The sequence below is a fragment of the Pseudomonas sp. RSB 5.4 genome, assembly GCF_037126175.1.
GTDB classification, from domain to species: Bacteria; Pseudomonadota; Gammaproteobacteria; order Pseudomonadales; family Pseudomonadaceae; genus Aquipseudomonas; species Aquipseudomonas fluorescens_H.
On record NZ_CP146986.1, the window covers coordinates 1,740,740 to 1,759,245 of the forward strand.

The following is an 18,506-nucleotide window of genomic DNA, read 5'->3' on the forward strand; positions in this document are numbered from 1 at the left end:
GTGCGCTGCACCAAAGCGACGCATAAAACGTGCCTTTCATCGGGTCATTTCGACCCTCATGAAATCAAGCACTTGGGGCGGTGGCCAGCAGTTGGCCAGTTGCAAAATGCAAGATCGACCCTCCTGGGCACTGCAATTTGCAAGTCGACGCCGGTTTGCATTCATCACTGATGACAGTGAGAATGCCCGACATCCACCCTACACCCGCCAGGAGGCTTTCATGGGTTCTTTACGCGCTCGCGCGACAATCGGTCTGCTCGTTGCCGGCCTGTCCACCCTCGCCCACGCGGCCAAACTCGAAGACGTCGCGCCGTATCCCAAGGCGGAAAACGGCTTCACCCGTCAAGTCATCTACCTGCCCAAACAGGATCAGGAGGAGAACTTCCAGGTTGAAGTCCTCGCCGGCAAAACCCTGGAAGTCGACTGTAATCGCCAGCGCCTGGGCGGCGCTCTGGACGAGAAAAACCTCGAAGGCTGGGGCTATCCGTTCTACCGCCTGGAAAAAGTCATTGGCCCGATGAGCACGCTGATGGCCTGCCCACCCGGCACCGCGAAGAAACGCGCCTTTGTCCCGGTCGTCGGTGACGGCTTCATGCTGCGCTACAACAGCAAGCTGCCACTGGTGATCTACGCTCCGAAAGATGTCGAGGTGCGCTATCGCATCTGGTCGGCTTCGGACAAGGTCGGCACCGCCATTGCGGAATGACCTGAACAGGGAGCGCCAAACGTGATTACCTGCCATGTGCGATACGTGATCGATCCGTACCAACTGACCGAGTTCGAGGCCTACGCCAAGGCCTGGCTGGGCATCGTCGAGCGCTTGGGCGGCACTCATCACGGCTATTTCTTGCCCTCCGAGGGCGCGAGCAACATCGCTTATTGCCTGTTCAGCTTTCCCTCGCTGGCCGATTACGAAAGCTACCGGCACATCGCGCTGACCGACCCGGAAAGCACGGCGCTAGTGGAATCACTGGTGCAGAAGAAATTCATCGTCAGCTACGAGCGCAGTTTCCTGCGCCCGTTGCTGCCCTGAGCGGTATCACGCCGGGACGCCGCACACCGCGGCGCGCTCGGCGACATGGCGCAGGCTGTCGAAGTTGATATTCGCACCCGAGTCGATCGCGACGAAGGTCTGCTCGCGAACACCGCTGCGCGCCACGTATTGCTTGATGCCGGCCACCGCCAATGCCCCGGAAGGCTCGGTGATCGAGCGGGTATCGTCGTAGATATTCTTGATCGCCGCGCACAGCTCGTCATTGCTGACAGTGACCACCTCGTCCACGCAAAACCGGCACACCTCAAAACCATAAGCGCCGATCTGCGCCACCGCCACGCCATCGGCGAACGTTCCTACACTGGGCAGCACCACCCGCGCGTCCGCTTGCAGCGCCGCCTTCAGGCAGGCCGAATGCTCCGATTCGACACCGATGATCCGTACCTCCGGTCGCAGGTATTTGACGTACGCCGCGATGCCGGCGATCAGCCCGCCCCCGCCCACCGGAACGAAGATCGCATCCAGCGGCCCCTGATGCTGACGGAGGATTTCCATGGCCACCGTGCCTTGGCCGGCGATCACGTCCGGGTCGTCGAATGGAGAGACAAAGGTGCGCCCGGTCTGCTCGGCGAGTTGCAGCGCATGGGCCAGGGCAAACGGAAAACTCTCGCCGTGCAGCAGCGCCTCGGCCCCCCGACTTCGTACCCCAAGCACCTTGAGTTCGGGGGTGGTCGAGGGCATGACGATGGTCGCCGCGATCCCCAGCTCCCGCGCTGCCAGAGCTACGCCTTGGGCATGATTGCCCGCCGAAGCGGTGATCACCCCGCGCGATTTCTGCGCATCGCTCAGTTGCACCAGCTTGTTGTAGGCGCCACGAATCTTGAAGGAGAACGTTGGTTGCAGGTCTTCGCGCTTGAGCAGGATCCGGTTGCCCAGCGCCTCGGACAGCGCCGGCGCCGCTTGCAACGGCGTACGCACGGCAATGTCGTAGACCGGCGCGGCGAGGATCTTTTTCACGTACTGCTCAAGCAGGGCTTGCTGGTCGGGGCTGTATTTCATCGTTATCTCCGGGCGCTCTGTGTAGGAGCTGCCGAAGGCTGCGATCTCTTGATCTTGCTTTTGATTTGAGCAAAACAAAGTCAAAAGATCGCAGCCTTCGGCAGCTCCTACAGGGAGCCATCGTTGTTAAAACCCCGGAGACAGAAAATGAAAACCCGCCTCTAGGGCGGGTTGGGTGCTGCAGTCGTGAGCTAGCCCGCCAAATGAGGAATGGCGGTAATAATGCTTGGCTGGCAGCGCAATACGGTGGAAGTCATGGGCCTGAAATTAGCCCGGCGGCGGCCGGCGAGTCAATGGCTTATTTGCGGACGCCAAGGTAGGCTGGCGATTCTGCTCATCACCCCAAGGAAGGAATGCATGATGTCTGTCGCCCTGCCCCTCACTGCGTTGATTGCGTTTACTGGCTACACCGTATCGGTGATGCTCCAGGCCGAACAGTCGTTGATCGACTTCGGTATCAGTCTGATGTCGCGCCCGGACACGGCGCAGGTGGTGATTGATCTGTATCTGCTGGCGACGCTGGCCGGGGTGTGGATGGTCAAGGATGCACGGTCGCGAGGGATGTCGGTCTGGTCGGTGGTGCCGTATCTGTTGCTGACGGCAGTATTTGTGTCGATTGGGCCGCTGTTGTATCTGGTGGTGCGTGGGGTTCGGGAGCGCAAGAAAGTGGCAGCGGCAGCCCCTGCGAGCTGATCCCGAGCTTCGAGTGCTGCTGAGATCGCTTTCGCGAGCAAGCCCGCTCCCACTTTTTGAAATGCATTCTCCTGTGGGAGCGGGCTTGCTCGCGAAGGTGTCAGCTCAGGCACCGATCACTGGGCCAACCGCCGCAGCCCAAACAACATTCCCCCCGCCCCGAGCAACATCACCATCAGAAACACCGGGTAGGAAATCCACCACGGCGTCCCCGCCGTCATCATGCTGAACTCCGACATCCCGCCAATACTGGCAATCAGGTTCAACGGCAGAAACACCACGTTGATCAACGTCAGCTTGCGCAGCAGATTGTTCATGCTGTTGTTCATCAGATTGCCGCGCGCATCGATCAGCCCGGAAAACACCGTTGAGTAGATCTCTGCCTGTTTGTAGCACTGGTTGTTCTCGATGATCAGGTCGTCGATCAACCCGATCGCCTCGCTGCCGAAGTGCTGTTTTTCCGCGTGATTGCGCAGCCGCGTCAGCACTGCGCCGTTGCTGTGCAGGGCATTGATGTAATAGATCAGGCTTTCGCTGAGGTTGAACATCTGCACCAGATGCTGGTTCTGCATCGAGGCGTTGAACTTCTGTTGAAGCTCACGGGCGACCAGTTTGATCACCTTCAGGTGGCCGAGATAATGGTGGATGTTGTTGAACAGCAAATCGAGCAACACATCCAGCGGCGCATTGAGCGGCTGGCGCGTGCCGATGCCGTGCAATGGCGTGTCGTCGGTGGCGATCACCAGCAACTGACCAGGTGAAAACAGCAGGCCGCAGGACGACACTTCAAACGCCAGGCTGCCACCGCCGGAATAGTTTTCCGGGCGCTTCCAGATCAAGAACAAATGGTCGGGGTGAAACTCGATTCGCGAGACTTCGTCCGGATCCAGCGCCGAGGCCAGCGCGTGTTCGTCGACCTTGTAGTGAGTGTGGAGCAAGTCGCGCTCGGCAGCATCGGGATTGCTGAACAGCATCACCTCGGCATCCAGCCGTTCTACCCGCTGCAACGCGCCGTGACTCAATGCGAAACTGCTGATCATCGGCGCTTCACCAGGCCTGGCCGCGACGCTTGAGTTCCAGCCGTCGCACAAACTCCTCCAGCACCAGTGAATACAGATCGTCCTGCAAATAGGCGTCTTCGATGCCGGCATCGAGGTTCGGATTGTCGTTGACCTCGATCACCACCACTTTGTCGCCAGCCTGTTTCAGATCCACGCCGTAGAGGCCGTCGCCAATCAGGTTCGCGGTCTTGACCGCCAGTTCCACCACTGCCCGCGGTGCCTCGTGAACCGCCAGGGTGCGGCACTCGCCATTGATGTCCTGGCCCTTGGCCTTGTGGTTGTAGATTTGCCAGTGGCCCTTGGACATGAAGTATTGGCAGGCGAAAATCGGTTTGCGATTGAGCACGCCGATGCGCCAGTCGTACTCGGTGTAGAAAAACTCCTGAGCCAACAGCAATACCGAGTGTTCGAACAATTCAGCGGTGGCCTCAAGCAGCGCCTGCTGGCTTTCAACCTTGATCACCCCGCGAGAAAAACAGCCGTCGGGGATCTTCAGCACTAGCGGGAAACCGAGGCGTTCGCCGACCCGTTCGAAATCTTCCGGTCGTTCCTTGTAGAGAATTTCCGTAGCGGGCATACCCAGTTCATGGCTGTTGAGCAGGTCAGTCAGATAGACCTTGTTGGTGCAACGCAGAATCGAGGTCGGGTCATCCATGACCACCAACCCTTCGCTCTCGGCTTTTTTCGCGAAGCGATAGGTGTGGTTGTCGACGCTGGTAGTCTCGCGAATCAACAGGCCGTCGTACTCGGCGAGCCGCGCGTAGTCCTTGCGTTCGATCAGCTCGACATCGATGCCCATACGCTTGCCGACCCGCACAAAATTCTCCAGTGCCTTGGCGTTTGACGGCGGCAAGGCTTCTTGTGGATCGTGCAGAATCGCCAAGTCATAACGCGCCACTTGCGGCGAGCGCGGCACTCGCCAGACTTTACGGCTAAAGCCGTCCAGCGCATTGGCGAACTGATCTTCCTGATCGTCGCGCAACTTGTGCAGGGCACCGGACTTTATACCCTCGATGTGCCAGCCGTTAGTTCGGCGAAACTCAACTAGCAGAATCGGACACGGAAACACTTCAAACAATTGCCGGGCCAGATCCTGCAGCGGCTCGATATGCGTCTTGCCGAAGTAAAGTGTCAGGGTGAAACCTTCGGTATCGCTGTACAGATGATGGCTGAGGGCTTTTTCCAGGGTTTTATCGAGGTCGTCCAGCGCCAGGCCGTAAAGCGATTTTTTCGTCAGTTCGCTGATGGTGCGGACCGATGGAATCACCTTGTGGCCGCGGGCTTCTGCCAGCAGCGAGCAGTAGTAACCGTGCCCCAGGTACTTGTAGCTGCGGCACAGGTTAATCACCTGCACCCGTTTGCCAGGTTCGCTGTCACGGGTTTGCTCAAGGTATTCCTGAGCCGTGACGATGTCCTCGCTGGGAAAGTACGAGGCCCAGTCTTCCTTGCGTTCGACGATGATCAACACTTGACTGGAAGTTCTGATGACTGGATTTAAAAAAGTTGCCGTCGGCAAACTTTGCTCGGATACTTCGCGCCAATGACCCTGTACCGCTGACATAGAGATTGATCCGTTGGAGAACAAGACCATTTCTATTAAGCACGAAGTTTTTCGAAAGTCCCGTTTCGTTACGCAACTTTTACGGTGGTCATATGAGTGCTGTTTTTCGTTTGGCGGTAGTTGAAGATCTGCCAGCGTTGCTGGCCCTGGAAATGCAATGTTTCACCACCGACCGGCTCACCAGCCGCAGCTTTCAATGGATGATCACCCGCGCCCATGCGCAACTGCTGGTCGCCGAGCTTGACGGGCGATTGCTCGGCTATGCACTGGTGCTGTTTCATCGCGGCACATCACTGGCGCGCCTGTATTCCATCGCCATTGCCGGCGAAGCCCGTGGCACCGGTCTGGGCAAACAATTGCTGCAACGTATCGAGGCCTGTGCCGTTGAGCATGACTGCGCATACCTGCGCCTTGAAGTACGTATCGATAACCCCACCGCCATCGCGCTTTACGAGCGCAACGGCTATCGGCGTTTCGCGCTGATTCACGATTACTACGAAGACCATGCCGATGCACTGCGTCTGGAAAAGCGCATTGTTCAGCACCGTGACTCGCGCAGTATCAAGGTGCCCTACTACCCGCAAACCACCGAATTCACCTGTGGCCCGGCCTGTCTGCTGATGGCCATGGGCGCGCTGCAGCCTGCGCGCCTGCTGGAGCGGCGTGAGGAATTGCAGATCTGGCGTGAAGCGACCACCGTGTTCATGACCTCCGGCCATGGTGGCTGCAGCCCCCAGGGTTTGGCACTGGCGGCCTGGCGGCGGGGTTTTCGGGTGCGTTTGCAACTGAGTATGGCCGGGCCATTGTTTCTCGACGGCGTGCGCGATGAGCATAAAAAAGACGTCATGCGCCTGGTGCATGAGGAGTTCACCGCTCAAATGCAAGAGACCGACATCGAGCGGAAGATTGGCATCCATCTGGATTTACCGCGCCTGCTGGAGGCTGGCGGTCAGCCTCTGGTGCTGATCAGCAGTTATCGCCTGACCCGCTCCAAATCACCGCACTGGGTAGTGCTCACCGATTGCGATGAAGACTTTGTGTACCTGCACGATCCCGACGTCGATCACAGCCAACATCGCCAGCCGATGGACTGCCAACATGTGCCGGTCAGCCATGGGGAGTTTGAAAAGATGAGCCGATTTGGGCGGGGGAAATTGCGGGCGGCGGTGGTTTTGTATGCCCGGAATGAAATCTCTGGCTGACCCGTTGTAGTGAGGGGATTTAGCGAAACGTCGCACCGCCCCGATGGCGCGCGAAGCGGGCCCTCCTGGATTTTTAAGGGCCTGCTGCACAGGCCATCTGGGATAAATCCCCTCACTACAGTTGAAACTCAGTGTCTGAAGTGAAGTTATTTCAGACCGATTTTGTACAACGAACCATCCTGCTCATCCGTCAGCACATACAGATAACCGTCCGGCCCCTGCCGCACATCACGAATTCTCTGTTTCAAATCGCCCAGCAAACGCTCCTCGTGCACGACCTTGTCGCCATCGAACTGCAGCCGGATCAGCTCCTGGCTGACCAGCGCGCCGATGAACAGGTTCTGCTGCCAAGGTTTGAAACGATCAGCGTCATAGAACGCCATCCCGGTGACGCCGGGAGACTTCTCCCACACATGGTGCGGATCCACGGCGCCTTCGACACTTTTGCCCTTGGCTTCCGGGATCGGTTGCAGCGAATAGTTGATGCCGTGGGTCGCCAACGGCCAGCCGTAGTTTTTCCCGCGTTCGATGATGTTCACCTCATCGCCACCCCGGGGACCGTGTTCGTTCTCCCAGATTGTGCCGTTCCACGGATTGAGCGCAGCGCCCTGCGGATTACGATGGCCATAAGACCAGATTTCCGGCCGCACGCCGGACTGGCCCACGAAAGGGTTGTCATCCGGCACCTTGCCATCGGGGAAGATCCGCACGACCTTGCCTTGCAGCTTGTCGAGATCCTGCGCGGTGGGCCGCTCGTTGTTTTCGCCAAGCGTGACAAACAGGTAGCCGTCGCGGTCGAACACCAGCCGTGAACCGAAGTGGTTACCGGTCGAAAGCTTCGGTTCCTGACGGAAGATCACTTTGAAATCACTCAGACTGCGTAAGTCGTCCGACAGACGACCGCGCCCCACCGCCGTCCCGGCCTTGTCCCCGGCACCACCGCCCTCGGCATAGGACAGGTAGACCAGCCGATCCTGTTTGAAGTCCGGCGACAGCACCACATCGAGCAATCCACCCTGGCCCTTGGCCCAGACTTTCGGTACGCCGCTGATCGGTTCAGAGCGCTTGCCATCGGCACTGATCCCCCGCAGGTTGCCTGGACGCTCGGTCACCAGCATGCCCTGCCGATCCGGCAGAAACGCCAGCGCCCAAGGGTGCTCGAGTCCTTGGGTAATCGTGGTGACTTCAAGGGTGCCCTGCTCGCTTTTGAGCTCTTTGGGGGCAGCGGCGAAAGCGGGAGCGCTGATCAACGCGCCGGCACACAGCGTGGCTAGAAAGGTTTTACGCAACATGCACGATTCCTTTTGTTCGTTCGAAAGGCTGACAGGCGCTCAGTCCTGCCGTTCAACGGTTGCTGTCTCCATCGCGTGAAGGTGGGTTGGGAATGAATTTTGGTGGTGTACTCGGCACCGAACGTTGTTGCTGACCATTGCCGATGCCGCCATTACCGACGGTTGGCGAACTGGGTACCGGCACCGTGTTCGGCCCGCGAATAATCGGCGCACTGGGCTGTGAGCCCTGCATGCTGTTGGGATTGGCGCGGCGGATCGGGCTGTTGTAAGGGTTGTTGTCGGTACCGGTGGTACTCTGTGCCAGCAGCAGCGGCGCGGACGGCGGCCCGACTTCGGCATGCGCCAGCCCCGCCCCAAGGAACAGAACGATGATGCCTAACGGAATTCGGTTCATGGCGCGGCCTCTCGATGCGCAGGGGATAGAGCCTTCGAGTCCACGCTACGCCCTGGGTTCGGATTTGTTAACCCATCGCCCTTAAACAAGATGTAACACGACTTGACCGGCATTGCTGCGAGCCCATGCAAACGTTGGAAACTTTCGAGCCGGGACGCGGGTCACCTGATCATCACTCGGAGAACTCACCATGGCTCGGGCAATCTGGAAAGGCGCGATCAGCTTCGGACTGGTACACATCCCTGTCGCGCTGGTGTCGGCAACGTCCTCGCAAGGCGTCGACTTCGACTGGCTCGATAGCCGCAGCATGGACCCGGTGGGTTATAAACGGGTTAACAAAGTCACGGGCAAGGAAGTCACCAAAGAGAACATCGTTAAAGGTGTGGCTTATGAAAAGGGCCGCTACGTGGTGCTCAGCGAGGAAGAAATTCGGTCGGCGCACCCCGTGTCGACCCAGACCATCGACATCTTCTCATTCGTCGATGCCGAGCAGATTCCACTACAAAACATCGACACGCCTTATTACCTGGCACCGGACAAGCGCGGCGGCAAGGTCTATGCGCTGCTGCGTGAAACATTGAGCAAAACCAACAAGGTCGCCCTCGCCCGCGTCGTCCTGCACACTCGGCAATATCTGGCGGCACTGATGCCGCTGGAATCGGCGCTGGTGCTGGTCAAGCTGCGCTGGCCGCAGGAAGTGCGCGGCCTCGACGAATTGGAGCTGGGCAGCGAAGTGACCAAGCCACAGTTGGCCAAGGGTGAGCTGGACATGGCCAAACGTCTGGTGCAGGACATGAGCGGCGACTGGAGTCCGGAGGATTACAAGGACGAGTTTGAAGACAAGATCATGGCGCTGGTCGAGAAAAAGGCCCATGAAGGCAAGATCGAGGATGTCGAGACGGTGGGTGGCGAGGAAGAGCGCAAGTCTGCGGATGTGATCGACCTGACCGAGCTGCTTAAACGCAGTCTGGGCGGCAAGGCCACGGCCAAACCGAAGGCAAAAGCGAAGCCTGCCAGCAAGGCAGCCCCCGCGAGAAAGACCAAAAAGGCCTCGGGGGCGTAATCAGATCCGGCTCCTGTCAGGAAGCTGACAGGTTGGTTTTGAGAGACTCATCGCCAGCAGGCTGGCGATGCTGTCAGATCAGAATGAACACCGCCAGCAAACCGCCGAAGATCGCCCACTTTTCCATGTAGTAACGCGTGCGATTGCGCTTTTTCAGCTCTTTGCCACGCAGTCGGACTTTGTAGATTTTGGTAAACAGTCGGTTGATCCCACCGACACGATCGCCCGCATCGTTTGGTGCGCCTGCCGCCGACATCACGGTGCGGCTGAACCAGGCATTGAACGCCGCTGCCCAGCGATACTTCATCGGCCGCTCGATGTCGCAGAACAGAATGATGCGGTTTTTGTCGGTGGTGTTTTCGGCGTAGTGAATATAGGTCTCATCGAACATCACCGCCTCACCGTCGCGCCAGTGATAGCTCTCACCGTCGACATTGATGTAGCAACCTGCGTCGTTTGGCGTGTCGAGACCCAGGTGGTAGCGATACGAACCGGCGTAAGGATCACGGTGACGGACCAGTTTCGAACCCGGCGGCAGCTCGGCGAACATCGCTGCCTTGATCGAACCGATGCTCTGCACCAGCTCGGTGGTGCGCGGGCACAACTTCATGGCCGACGGATGGCTCTCGCCATACCACTTGAGGTAGAAACGCTTCCAGCCACTTTTGAAGAACGAGTTGAAACCGACGTCATCGTACTGATTCGAGCGTTTGATCTCACCGGCGCGCAGCAGATTCTGCCCTTCCTGGCGAATTTCTTCCCAGTGCGCCTGCAAAGGGCTCAGATCAGGAAATTCGGAAGGATCGAGATACGGCTTGTTCGGCTTCTTCGAAAACAGGTACAGGAAGCAGTTGATCGGCGCCAGGAACGTCGAGTGATCGCTCAACTGACGGCCCAGTTTGTGACGCACGCGCCCACGAAGGTGAACGTATGCAATCGAAATGACATAAATAGCAGCAATGATGAGTTTCACGGAAATCGTCACACGTCAAAAGTGAACAAACTGCGCGCCTGCCGGCCGGTGGCCCAGGGTCTGATGCAGTGGCATGAATACAAATACTATCCCGGTGGCACTTCCTTGAGCCCTTGCCGTTAGCGGCTATTGGGTAACTGGCTGGCATTTTAGCCATACTTTGTAACCAATGGTGAACCTGATCTGTGAAAAACTGTCCGCTGAATCTGCCAAACGGCAGACGCGGCGTCATCGCCCTATCGTTTAAAGAGCCAGACCAGTACAATCGCCGCCAAACTTTACGCGCCCCCTTGGTTGATGACGGGAATGTCCCGCCTCAGCGCACTTTGACTCGGGCCAAGCGCTCCAGCCGCACCCTCGCTACTCAGAATGCTTCGCAGGAAAAACCTTTGATTTCTACAGCTAACATCACGATGCAGTTCGGCGCCAAGCCGCTCTTCGAAAACGTTTCGGTCAAATTCGGCGCGGGTAACCGCTACGGTCTGATCGGCGCCAACGGTTGCGGCAAGTCGACCTTCATGAAAATCCTCGGTGGCGACCTCGACCCGTCCGGCGGTCAGGTCATGCTCGAGCCGAACGTGCGCCTGGGTAAATTGCGCCAGGACCAGTTCGCCTACGAAGAATTCACCGTGATCGACACCGTGATCATGGGTCACGAAGAGCTGTGGAAGGTCAAGGCCGAGCGCGACCGCATCTACTCGCTGGCAGAAATGTCGGAAGAAGACGGCATGGCCGTGGCCGAGCTGGAAACCGAGTTCGCCGAGATGGATGGCTACACCGCCGAATCCCGCGCGGGTGAACTGTTGCTGGGTCTGGGTATTCCGCTGGAACAGCATTTCGGCCCGATGAGCGAAGTCTCGCCAGGCTGGAAACTGCGCGTATTGCTGGCTCAGGCGCTGTTCTCCGATCCGGAAGTGCTGTTGCTCGACGAACCGACCAACCACCTGGACATCAACACCATTCGCTGGCTGGAAAACGTTCTGACTCAGCGTAACAGCCTGATGATCATCATCTCTCACGACCGTCACTTCCTGAACAGCGTGTGCACCCACATGGCTGACCTGGATTACGGCGAATTGCGCCTGTTCCCGGGCAACTACGACGAGTACATGACCGTGGCGACCCAGTCCCGCGAGCAACTGCTGTCGGACAACGCCAAGAAGAAAGCGCAGATTTCCGAGCTGCAATCGTTCGTCAGCCGCTTCTCGGCCAACGCCTCGAAAGCCAAACAGGCCACTTCCCGTGCCAAGGCGATCGACAAGATCCAGCTGGCCGAGGTCAAGCCTTCCAGCCGCGTGAGCCCGTTCATCCGTTTCGAGCAAAACAAAAAGCTGCACCGTCAGGCCGTCATGGTCGAAAAGATGGCCAAAGGTTTCGACGGCAAGCCACTGTTCAAAGACTTCAGCTTCCAGGTTGAAGCGGGCGAGCGCGTAGCGATCATCGGCCCGAACGGCATCGGCAAGACTACCCTGCTGCGCACCCTGGTCAACGAACTGACCCCGGATGCCGGTAGCGTCAAGTGGACCGACGCCGCGGAACTGGGCTACTACGCTCAGGACCACGCGCACGACTTTGAAGACGACGTCACGCTGTTCGACTGGATGGGTCAGTGGACGCAGGGCGAGCAGATGATTCGCGGTACCTTGGGCCGCATGCTGTTCTCCAACGATGAGATCCTCAAGTCGGTCAAAGTGATTTCCGGTGGTGAGCAAGGTCGCATGCTGTTCGGCAAGCTGATCCTGCAAAAGCCGAACGTGCTGATCATGGACGAACCGACCAACCACCTGGACATGGAATCGATCGAGGCGCTGAACCTGGCGCTGGAAAACTACCCGGGCACGCTGATTTTCGTCAGCCACGACCGTGAGTTCGTATCGTCCCTGGCCACGCGCATCATCGAGTTGAGCCCGAATGGCGTGACCGACTTCAGCGGCACCTACGATGACTACCTGCGTAGTCAGGGTGTGGTGTTCTAAGAGCGGCTTCGAGTGTTGAGTTGCTAGCTTCAAGCTAAGGCCCTGTCCATGTGACGGGGCTTTTTGCATTCCAGAGCCAGTATTCATGCGGGTACCGAGACCATCGCGAGCAGGCTCACTCCTACAGGGGGGACGCATTTCAACTGTAGGAGTGAGCCTGCTCGCGATGAGGCCATCAGCAACACCTCACTCCCGGACCAAGAAAAATAGTTAGCCTGCTTCCTTTTATTTCAACGCCACGCCATGATGCCGACTCTCCCACCGCCGCCCGCGAACGAGTTCACATGTCTGCGCAGCAACAGCCTCCGCAAAGCTCCCTGACGATCACCCTGCAGATCGTCTCCATCGTTTTCTACACCTTTGTCGCCTTCCTGTGCATCGGCCTGCCAATCGCGGTGTTGCCCGGTTATGTGCATGAACAACTGGGGTTCAGCGCGATCGTTGCCGGTCTGGTGATCGGCTCGCAGTATCTGGCCACCCTGCTCAGTCGGCCGATGGCCGGGCGCATGTCGGATACGCTGGGCACCAAACGGGCGATTGTCTATGGCTTGTGCGGGATTGTCCTCAGCGGGCTGCTGACGCTGATTTCGACGCTGTTGCAGGATTTTCCGTTGCCGAGCCTGATGATTCTGATCGTCGGGCGCCTGCTGCTCGGCGTGGCACAGGGCTTGATCGGGGTCGGCACCATCAGTTGGTGCATGGGCCAGGTCGGTGTCGAACACACGGCAAGATCAATCGGCTGGAACGGCATTGCCTCCTACGGCGCGATTGCGATTGGCGCGCCACTGGGCGTGGTCATGGTCGCCGACTACGGTTTTGTCAGCCTGGGCATCGCCCTTTCGGTACTGGCTGCGGGCGCTTTGATATTGATCCGCAATAAACCTTCGGTGCCAGTGGTGCGCGGCGAACGGCTGCCTTTTTGGGCAGTCTTCGGGCGGATTGCACCGTATGGGGCCAGCTTGAGCCTGGCGTCCATCGGTTACGGCACACTGACCACCTTCATTACTCTTTATTACCTCAACCGTGGCTGGAGCGGCGCGGCGTATTGCCTGACGGTCTTCGGCGTGTGCTTCATCGTGTCGCGGCTGCTGTTTATTTCGGCGATCAGCCGTTTTGGCGGCTTCAATTCGGCCATTGCCTGCATGAGCATCGAAACCGTTGGGCTGGTGCTGCTGTGGCTGGCGCCGTCTACCGCGTTTGCCTTGATCGGCGCGGGACTCGCCGGGTTTGGTTTGTCGCTGGTGTATCCGGCGCTGGGGGTCGAGGCGATCAAGCAGGTGCCCAGTTCCAGCCGTGGCTCGGGGTTGGGGGCCTATGCGGTGTTCTTTGATCTGGCGCTGGCGATTGCCGGGCCGTTGATGGGCGCGGTGGCGTTGAATTTGGGCTATGCGTGGATATTCTTCAGTGCGGCGCTGTTGTCGGTGATCGGGCTGGGATTGACGGTATTGCTCAAGCGCCGGGCGATGTCCTGAAACTTCGTACAAATCACTGTGGGAGCGGGCTTGCTCGCGATAGCGGTGGTTCAGTCAGCATCTTTATGGCTCACAAACCGCTATCGCGAGCAGGCTCACTCCTACAAAAGGCCAAAATCACTGATCCGCGGTCTGCATCCCCGCCCGGCTCGGCTTGCCCAGCGTCCGCGAGAAAAACTGCCCGGCTTCGGAGATCAGGTTGCGGTGGATGTCTTCGCGATCGACCCCGTCAGCATCGGTGCACAGCGCCGGCATCGCACGAATCTGCTCTTCATTGCACGGCGCCATGAACACAAAGTGCCCTGCCCCGGCCAGTAATTTGAAGTCCGGTGCGGTTGGCAGTTTGCGCGCCAGAGCGGCAGCGTTTTTGTCGAAGGCCACCAATTTGTCGCCATCGCCGCTATAAAGCAGCACTGGCACATGCACATCCGCGAGGGTGTGACGGCCGAACTTCAGGCTCAGCGGCGCCATCAGGAGCAAGGCATGCACCCGAGGGTCAGCCACTGGCTGCAAATCGTCACGGTCGACGATCAGTTCGCCCTGAGTGTTGCAGGCATCGCGGTCGTCCGGGCGCTCCTGGCAGTAACGGCGCAAGCGGTCCAGATCCGGCTGCGCACCAGAAAGGATCAACGCAGTCTCGCCACCGGCCGAGTAGCCAATCACCCCGACCTGATCGGCGTTGACGAACGGCGAGAGCATCGGGTCGCCGAGCGTCGCGGTGATCGCTTCGGAAATCTGGATCGGCCGCCCGTACAGATTGCTCAGGGTGCCAAGGCGGCTGTGGTCTTTGGAGTTGTCGCCGGGATGAGTCACCGCGACCACCACAAACCCCTTGCGCGCCAGCGAGGTGGCGAGGTCATGCAGCGCAATGGGCGTGCCGGTGTTGCCGTGGGACAGCATCAGCATCGGAAAGCGGCCGATGGCAACCTTGGTGTCGGCGCCGGCCTCGACGGTGTAGCCCTCAAGCAGGCTGGTGTGTTCGCGGTCGCTGGAGGGATAGAAGGCGATGGCACGCATCGGTTGCAGATCCAGCGGATCGAGGAACGTCATCTCGTGATAACCGACGCTCCAGACAGGGTGTCGCCCGGGCGCGGCATGCACTGAACCGAGGCTGCCGAGCAGGCAAATCAGTAACGCTGCACAAAGACGCATCATGGGATGGCCCACCCTGTGTTACTCAATCGAAAGATCCTTTGTGTTCCGACACGCCCGCAACCCTGTGGTTCGGTAATCCGGCGCGGCGTTGCACTCAGACGTTGATCGTTTGACTGCATAACCCGGGCCAGATTATGCAACAGTCAGAAACAAAAAACTCCGCATCTGGCCCTTGCAGAACCAGAATACAGAGTTTTTTGAGGGGCTACCTGAACGGCAGCTGGTCTTTACGTAATGCTTACGCAGCGGCGAACAGTTGCTCGCTGATCTTCGCCTGAGCGGCGCTCATCGCGTTATTGCGCACTTCATCACCGTAAGCCAGGCCTTCGGCGCGGACGATTTCGATGTCGGTGATGCCGAGGAAGCCCAGGACCAGTTTCAGATACTCTTCGTGAGCGATACCGCTGGCCTGACCGGCATGGATGCCGCCGGAGGTGGAAACGATGATTACTTTCTTGCCACCGCACAGGCCTTCCGGGCCGGCTTCGGTGTAACGGAAAGTCTGGCCGGCAACGGCAACGCGGTCGATCCAGGCCTTGAGTTGGGTCGGCACGGTGAAGTTGTACATCGGCGCGGCGATGACGATGGCGTCGGCGGCGATGAATTCAGCCAGAGTCGAAGCGCTCAGCTCGGCTTCGTGCTGTTGCGCGGCGTTGCGCAGTTCAGCGGTAGTGCCAGCGGCTACCAAAGTGGTCGACGAGAAGTGACTGATGGCGTCTGCGGCCAGGTCGCGGTAGGTCACCACGGCGGTTGGCTCGGCGGCTTGCCAGGCTTTGACGACTTGGCTGCTCAACTGACGGGAAGCCGAGTTGTCGCCCAGAATGCTCGAATCGATGTGCAGCAGTTTCATGTGGGATCTCCTGGAAGAATCGCCGACGGCGACGGAATGGAGACAATCCTACGGAAGAAACCAATAGCTGATTAGCCGCTGACAATGCGATAGTTCGTCCCACTGATAGAACGGTGGACTTTTCATGCAGGATCTCAACGATCTCTACTATTTCGCCAAGGTGGTCGAGGCTGGCGGCTTCGCGGCGGCCGGGCGTCTGCTGGGCATTCCCAAGTCGCGGTTGTCGCGGCGTATTGCCGAACTCGAAGAGCGCCTGGGCGCCCGATTGCTGCAACGCACCACCCGCCAGTTGAACCTTACCGCTGTCGGCGAGCGTTACTTGCGCCACTGTCAGGCAATGCTGCTGGAAGCGGAAATGGCCGACGAAGCGGTCGCCAGCATGTCCAGCGAGCCACGCGGCCGCTTGCGCGTGTCCTGCCCTACCGGTCTGGCGCGGGAAATGTTGCCGTGGGTGATCAGCGAATTTCTCGGCAAATTCCCTCAAGTGCAACTGGAAGTGGTGCTGCTCAATCGTCGGGTGGATCTGGTCGCGGAAGGTTTCGACGTTGCGTTGCGTGTGCGCGAACTCGGTGATGAAGATCCGTTGCTGGTGACCCGGCGTCTGCGTCAGGCGCAAATGGTCGTGGTGGCCAGCCCGGCATTCGTCGAGGGCAAAACCATCGCCCACCCGCTGGATCTGAAGCATCTGCCGGTGCTTGGCGCACTGGAAGCCGATCGCATGGTCCATGTGCGCCTGCTCGACCAGCAAGGCAACAGCGTCGAGCTGAACATGGAGGCGCGACTGGGCATCGACGACTTCATCGTGCGCAAGGCCTGTGTACTCGCCGGCCAGGGCTTCACCCTGCTGCCAATGATGTATTGCGAAGCCGACCTCGAGAGCGGCGCGCTGGTGCAGCTGTTGCCCGAGTGGTCGTTGCCCGGCGGCTGGTTGCAGGCGGTGTATCCGCATCGGCGCGGCGTGATGCCGGCGGTGCGGGCGTGGATCGATCACCTGGTCGATTCGTTCAATGCGTGCGGGGAGCGTTTGTTATGAAACAGGGAAAGATGAACGAAGCGGACGTCGCCGCCTTCTGCCTGGCCTTGCCGGGCGCGCGGGAAGACTACAAATGGGGCGGCGTGCGGGTGTTTTCGATTGCTGGCAACAAGATGTTCGCCCTGCAAGGGCTGCGTGGAGACTCATTGGCGTTCAAGGTCGACAAGGATCTGTTTCTCGGCCATTGCGACCGCCCGGGCATTCATCCGGCGCCTTATCTGGCGCGGGCGCAGTGGATCATCATGCACCCGCCCTACCCGCTGGGTGCCGAGGAACTGCAGGGCTTGCTGCAGCGTTCGCATCAGTTGGTGGTGAGCAAGTTGCCGAAGAAAACCCAAATCGGATTGTTGCTTTAGCTTTTGACTTTGGTGGGAGCGGGCTTGCTCGCTCCCACAGGGTTTCTTGTGGTGATTCAGAACAATGAAAGCAGGTTCGAACCCAGAAACAACTGGTCGATCCAGAACACCTGATGCAACACCACAATCACCCAGAACAGGATCTGATACGACACCTTGCGCGTCTTGTGCCGAAACACCTGCTGAGCAATCAGCGCACCCGGCCAGCCACCCGCCAGCTCCACCGCGTGCAGTACGTTCTCCGGCGTTCGCCAGGCGTCGGCACGAGCCTTGCGCTTGTCAGCCCAATACAGAAAGAACGCCAGCACGCTGACGATCCCATAGGCGGCCAGCGGCACCAGCGAGATTCCGCGCAGCCACATCGACACCGAACCGAACAGCGGCAGTGCGCAAACGATCAGGAAAACGATCAGTTTCAACTTGAGGTTCTGAATGCCGCCACCGGATGGACGTCCTTCGGGGCGACGGGCGCGAGTATCACTCATGCCTTGGCCGCCGACCAGTCGACCCAGCCGAACTGCCAGGTCGCCAGAATCACCAGACCGAAAACGATCCGGTACCAGGCAAACGCTGCGTAACTGTGGCTGGCGATAAACTTGAGCAGACCGCGTACGGCAATCATGGCGAAGATGAACGCAGTGATGAAGCCGATGGCAAACACCGGGAAATCCGCCGGCACAAACAGGTGGCGATACTTGTAACCGGAGTAAACCGCCGCACCGACCATGGTCGGCATGGCCAGGAAGAACGAGAACTCGGTCGCGGTCTTGCGCGACAGGCCAAACAGCAGGCCACCGATGATCGTCGAGCCGGAACGCGAAGTGCCGGGAATCATCGCCAGACATTGCGCGAAACCGACTTTCAGCGCGTCCTTCCAGGTGATCTCGTCCACGGTTTCGGCGTGCACTTCATGCTGCCTGCGTTCGGCCCACAACATGATCACGCCACCCACCACCAGCGCAGTCGCAACAGTGATCGGGTTGAACAGGTATTGGTGAATCAAATCGGCAAAAATTACCCCCAACACCACTGCCGGCAGAAACGCGATCAGCAGATTGGCGGTGAAACGCCGCGCACTCGGCTGAGTCGGCAAGCCGATCACCACGTCGAGAATCTTGCGGCGAAACTCCCAGACCACCGCGAGGATCGCGCCGAGCTGAATAATGATGTTGAACGCCATGGCCCGTTCGCCGCCGAAGTCGAGCAAGTCGGCAACAATGATCTGGTGTCCGGTACTGGAAATGGGCAAAAACTCCGTCAGCCCCTCTACAACTCCAAGAATCAGCGCCTGCAAGGCGGTCCAAAGATCCATCAATCCCCCAAAAAGCGATGCACATGGCATGCCCCGATAATATTTTTACGTTCACTGCGC

Annotated in this window: 18 protein-coding genes and 1 pseudogene; 9 read left to right on the plus strand and 10 right to left on the minus strand. The window is 59.1% G+C overall.

Annotated features, from left to right (window positions below; translation table 11 throughout):
* Positions 1–220 precede the first annotated feature (220 nt).
* Both eco and V9L13_RS07690 read left to right on the plus strand, forming a co-directional pair.
* Complete coding sequence (eco, locus tag V9L13_RS07685) at positions 221–706, plus strand: serine protease inhibitor ecotin (RefSeq protein WP_096796565.1); 486 nt, start codon at positions 221–223, stop codon at positions 704–706.
* A gap of 21 nt (positions 707–727) precedes the next feature.
* Positions 728–1,033 carry an NIPSNAP family protein gene (locus tag V9L13_RS07690; protein ID WP_003225174.1) on the plus strand — a complete coding sequence of 102 codons (306 nt, stop codon included), beginning with the start codon at positions 728–730 and terminating at the stop codon, positions 1,031–1,033.
* A 24-nt stretch (positions 1,034–1,057) separates the two neighbouring features.
* Here the strand turns inward: V9L13_RS07690 and ilvA are convergent.
* A pseudogene (gene ilvA, locus V9L13_RS07695) lies at positions 1,058–2,053 on the minus strand (threonine ammonia-lyase, biosynthetic); the annotation flags it as partial.
* 357 nt (positions 2,054–2,410) lie between these two features.
* Here ilvA and V9L13_RS07700 point away from each other — a divergent pair.
* The gene (locus V9L13_RS07700) at positions 2,411–2,746 is read left to right on the plus strand and encodes a DUF2834 domain-containing protein (protein WP_338802082.1); all 336 of its coding nucleotides are present in this window, start codon (positions 2,411–2,413) and stop codon (positions 2,744–2,746) included.
* Positions 2,747–2,862: 116 nt separating this feature from the next.
* Here V9L13_RS07700 and V9L13_RS07705 read toward each other — a convergent pair whose 3' ends face one another.
* Together V9L13_RS07705 and V9L13_RS07710 are read right to left on the minus strand one after the other, a co-directional pair.
* Positions 2,863–3,786 carry a magnesium transporter CorA family protein gene (locus V9L13_RS07705; protein WP_103520895.1) on the minus strand — a complete coding sequence of 308 codons (924 nt, stop codon included), beginning with the start codon at positions 3,784–3,786 and terminating at the stop codon, positions 2,863–2,865.
* A gap of 7 nt (positions 3,787–3,793) precedes the next feature.
* The gene (locus V9L13_RS07710) at positions 3,794–5,368 is read right to left on the minus strand and encodes a RimK family protein (protein ID WP_338802083.1); all 1,575 of its coding nucleotides are present in this window, start codon (positions 5,366–5,368) and stop codon (positions 3,794–3,796) included.
* A 92-nt stretch (positions 5,369–5,460) separates the two neighbouring features.
* Between V9L13_RS07710 and rimI the strand changes: the two genes are divergently transcribed.
* Complete coding sequence (rimI, locus tag V9L13_RS07715) at positions 5,461–6,570, plus strand: ribosomal protein S18-alanine N-acetyltransferase (protein ID WP_338802084.1); 1,110 nt, start codon at positions 5,461–5,463, stop codon at positions 6,568–6,570.
* 146 nt (positions 6,571–6,716) lie between these two features.
* Here the strand turns inward: rimI and V9L13_RS07720 are convergent, their stop codons facing one another.
* Together V9L13_RS07720 and V9L13_RS07725 are read right to left on the minus strand one after the other, a co-directional pair.
* On the minus strand, positions 6,717–7,862 hold the full coding sequence (locus tag V9L13_RS07720) for a PQQ-dependent sugar dehydrogenase (RefSeq protein ID WP_338802085.1): 1,146 nt from the start codon (positions 7,860–7,862) through the stop codon (positions 6,717–6,719).
* Between the two features lie 52 nt (positions 7,863–7,914).
* Positions 7,915–8,256: a hypothetical protein gene (locus V9L13_RS07725; protein WP_338802086.1), complete on the minus strand. Its 342-nt coding sequence runs from the start codon at positions 8,254–8,256 to the stop codon at positions 7,915–7,917.
* A gap of 190 nt (positions 8,257–8,446) precedes the next feature.
* Here V9L13_RS07725 and V9L13_RS07730 point away from each other — a divergent pair, with 190 nt between their 5' ends.
* Positions 8,447–9,319 (plus strand): Ku protein, encoded by an 873-nt coding sequence (locus V9L13_RS07730; RefSeq protein ID WP_003225188.1) that lies wholly within the window; start codon positions 8,447–8,449, stop codon positions 9,317–9,319.
* Between the two features lie 73 nt (positions 9,320–9,392).
* Here V9L13_RS07730 and lpxO read toward each other — a convergent pair whose 3' ends face one another.
* A complete protein-coding gene (gene lpxO, locus V9L13_RS07735; RefSeq protein WP_045122779.1) occupies positions 9,393–10,292 on the minus strand; it encodes a lipid A hydroxylase LpxO in 900 nt (299 codons plus the stop codon).
* Positions 10,293–10,681: 389 nt separating this feature from the next.
* On the opposite strand from lpxO, the gene V9L13_RS07740 reads away from it, so the two are divergent.
* A complete protein-coding gene (locus V9L13_RS07740; protein WP_080593251.1) occupies positions 10,682–12,268 on the plus strand; it encodes an ABC-F family ATPase in 1,587 nt (528 codons plus the stop codon).
* Between the two features lie 284 nt (positions 12,269–12,552).
* Complete coding sequence (locus V9L13_RS07745; protein WP_338802087.1) at positions 12,553–13,740, plus strand: MFS transporter; 1,188 nt, start codon at positions 12,553–12,555, stop codon at positions 13,738–13,740.
* Positions 13,741–13,857: 117 nt separating this feature from the next.
* Here the strand turns inward: V9L13_RS07745 and V9L13_RS07750 are convergent, their stop codons facing one another.
* Together V9L13_RS07750 and V9L13_RS07755 are read right to left on the minus strand one after the other, a co-directional pair.
* Positions 13,858–14,895, minus strand: coding sequence for a dienelactone hydrolase (locus V9L13_RS07750; protein WP_338802088.1), 1,038 nt, complete (start codon positions 14,893–14,895; stop codon positions 13,858–13,860).
* 238 nt (positions 14,896–15,133) lie between these two features.
* Entirely contained in the window at positions 15,134–15,745 is a 612-nt protein-coding gene (locus V9L13_RS07755) for an FMN-dependent NADH-azoreductase (protein WP_103521117.1), read from the minus strand.
* Positions 15,746–15,869: 124 nt separating this feature from the next.
* Between V9L13_RS07755 and V9L13_RS07760 the strand changes: the two genes are divergently transcribed.
* A complete protein-coding gene (locus V9L13_RS07760) occupies positions 15,870–16,778 on the plus strand; it encodes a LysR substrate-binding domain-containing protein (RefSeq protein ID WP_103485116.1) in 909 nt (302 codons plus the stop codon).
* A complete protein-coding gene (locus V9L13_RS07765; protein WP_003225351.1) occupies positions 16,775–17,134 on the plus strand; it encodes an MmcQ/YjbR family DNA-binding protein in 360 nt (119 codons plus the stop codon). Before V9L13_RS07760 ends, V9L13_RS07765 begins: the two co-directional genes overlap by 4 nt.
* A gap of 56 nt (positions 17,135–17,190) precedes the next feature.
* Here V9L13_RS07765 and V9L13_RS07770 read toward each other — a convergent pair whose 3' ends face one another.
* Both V9L13_RS07770 and V9L13_RS07775 read right to left on the minus strand, forming a co-directional pair.
* The gene (locus V9L13_RS07770) at positions 17,191–17,619 is read right to left on the minus strand and encodes a DUF1294 domain-containing protein (RefSeq protein ID WP_338802090.1); all 429 of its coding nucleotides are present in this window, start codon (positions 17,617–17,619) and stop codon (positions 17,191–17,193) included.
* Positions 17,616–18,446 (minus strand): undecaprenyl-diphosphate phosphatase, encoded by an 831-nt coding sequence (locus V9L13_RS07775; RefSeq protein WP_103485119.1) that lies wholly within the window; start codon positions 18,444–18,446, stop codon positions 17,616–17,618. Before V9L13_RS07775 ends, V9L13_RS07770 begins: the two co-directional genes overlap by 4 nt.
* Between the last annotated feature and the right edge of the window lie 60 nt (positions 18,447–18,506).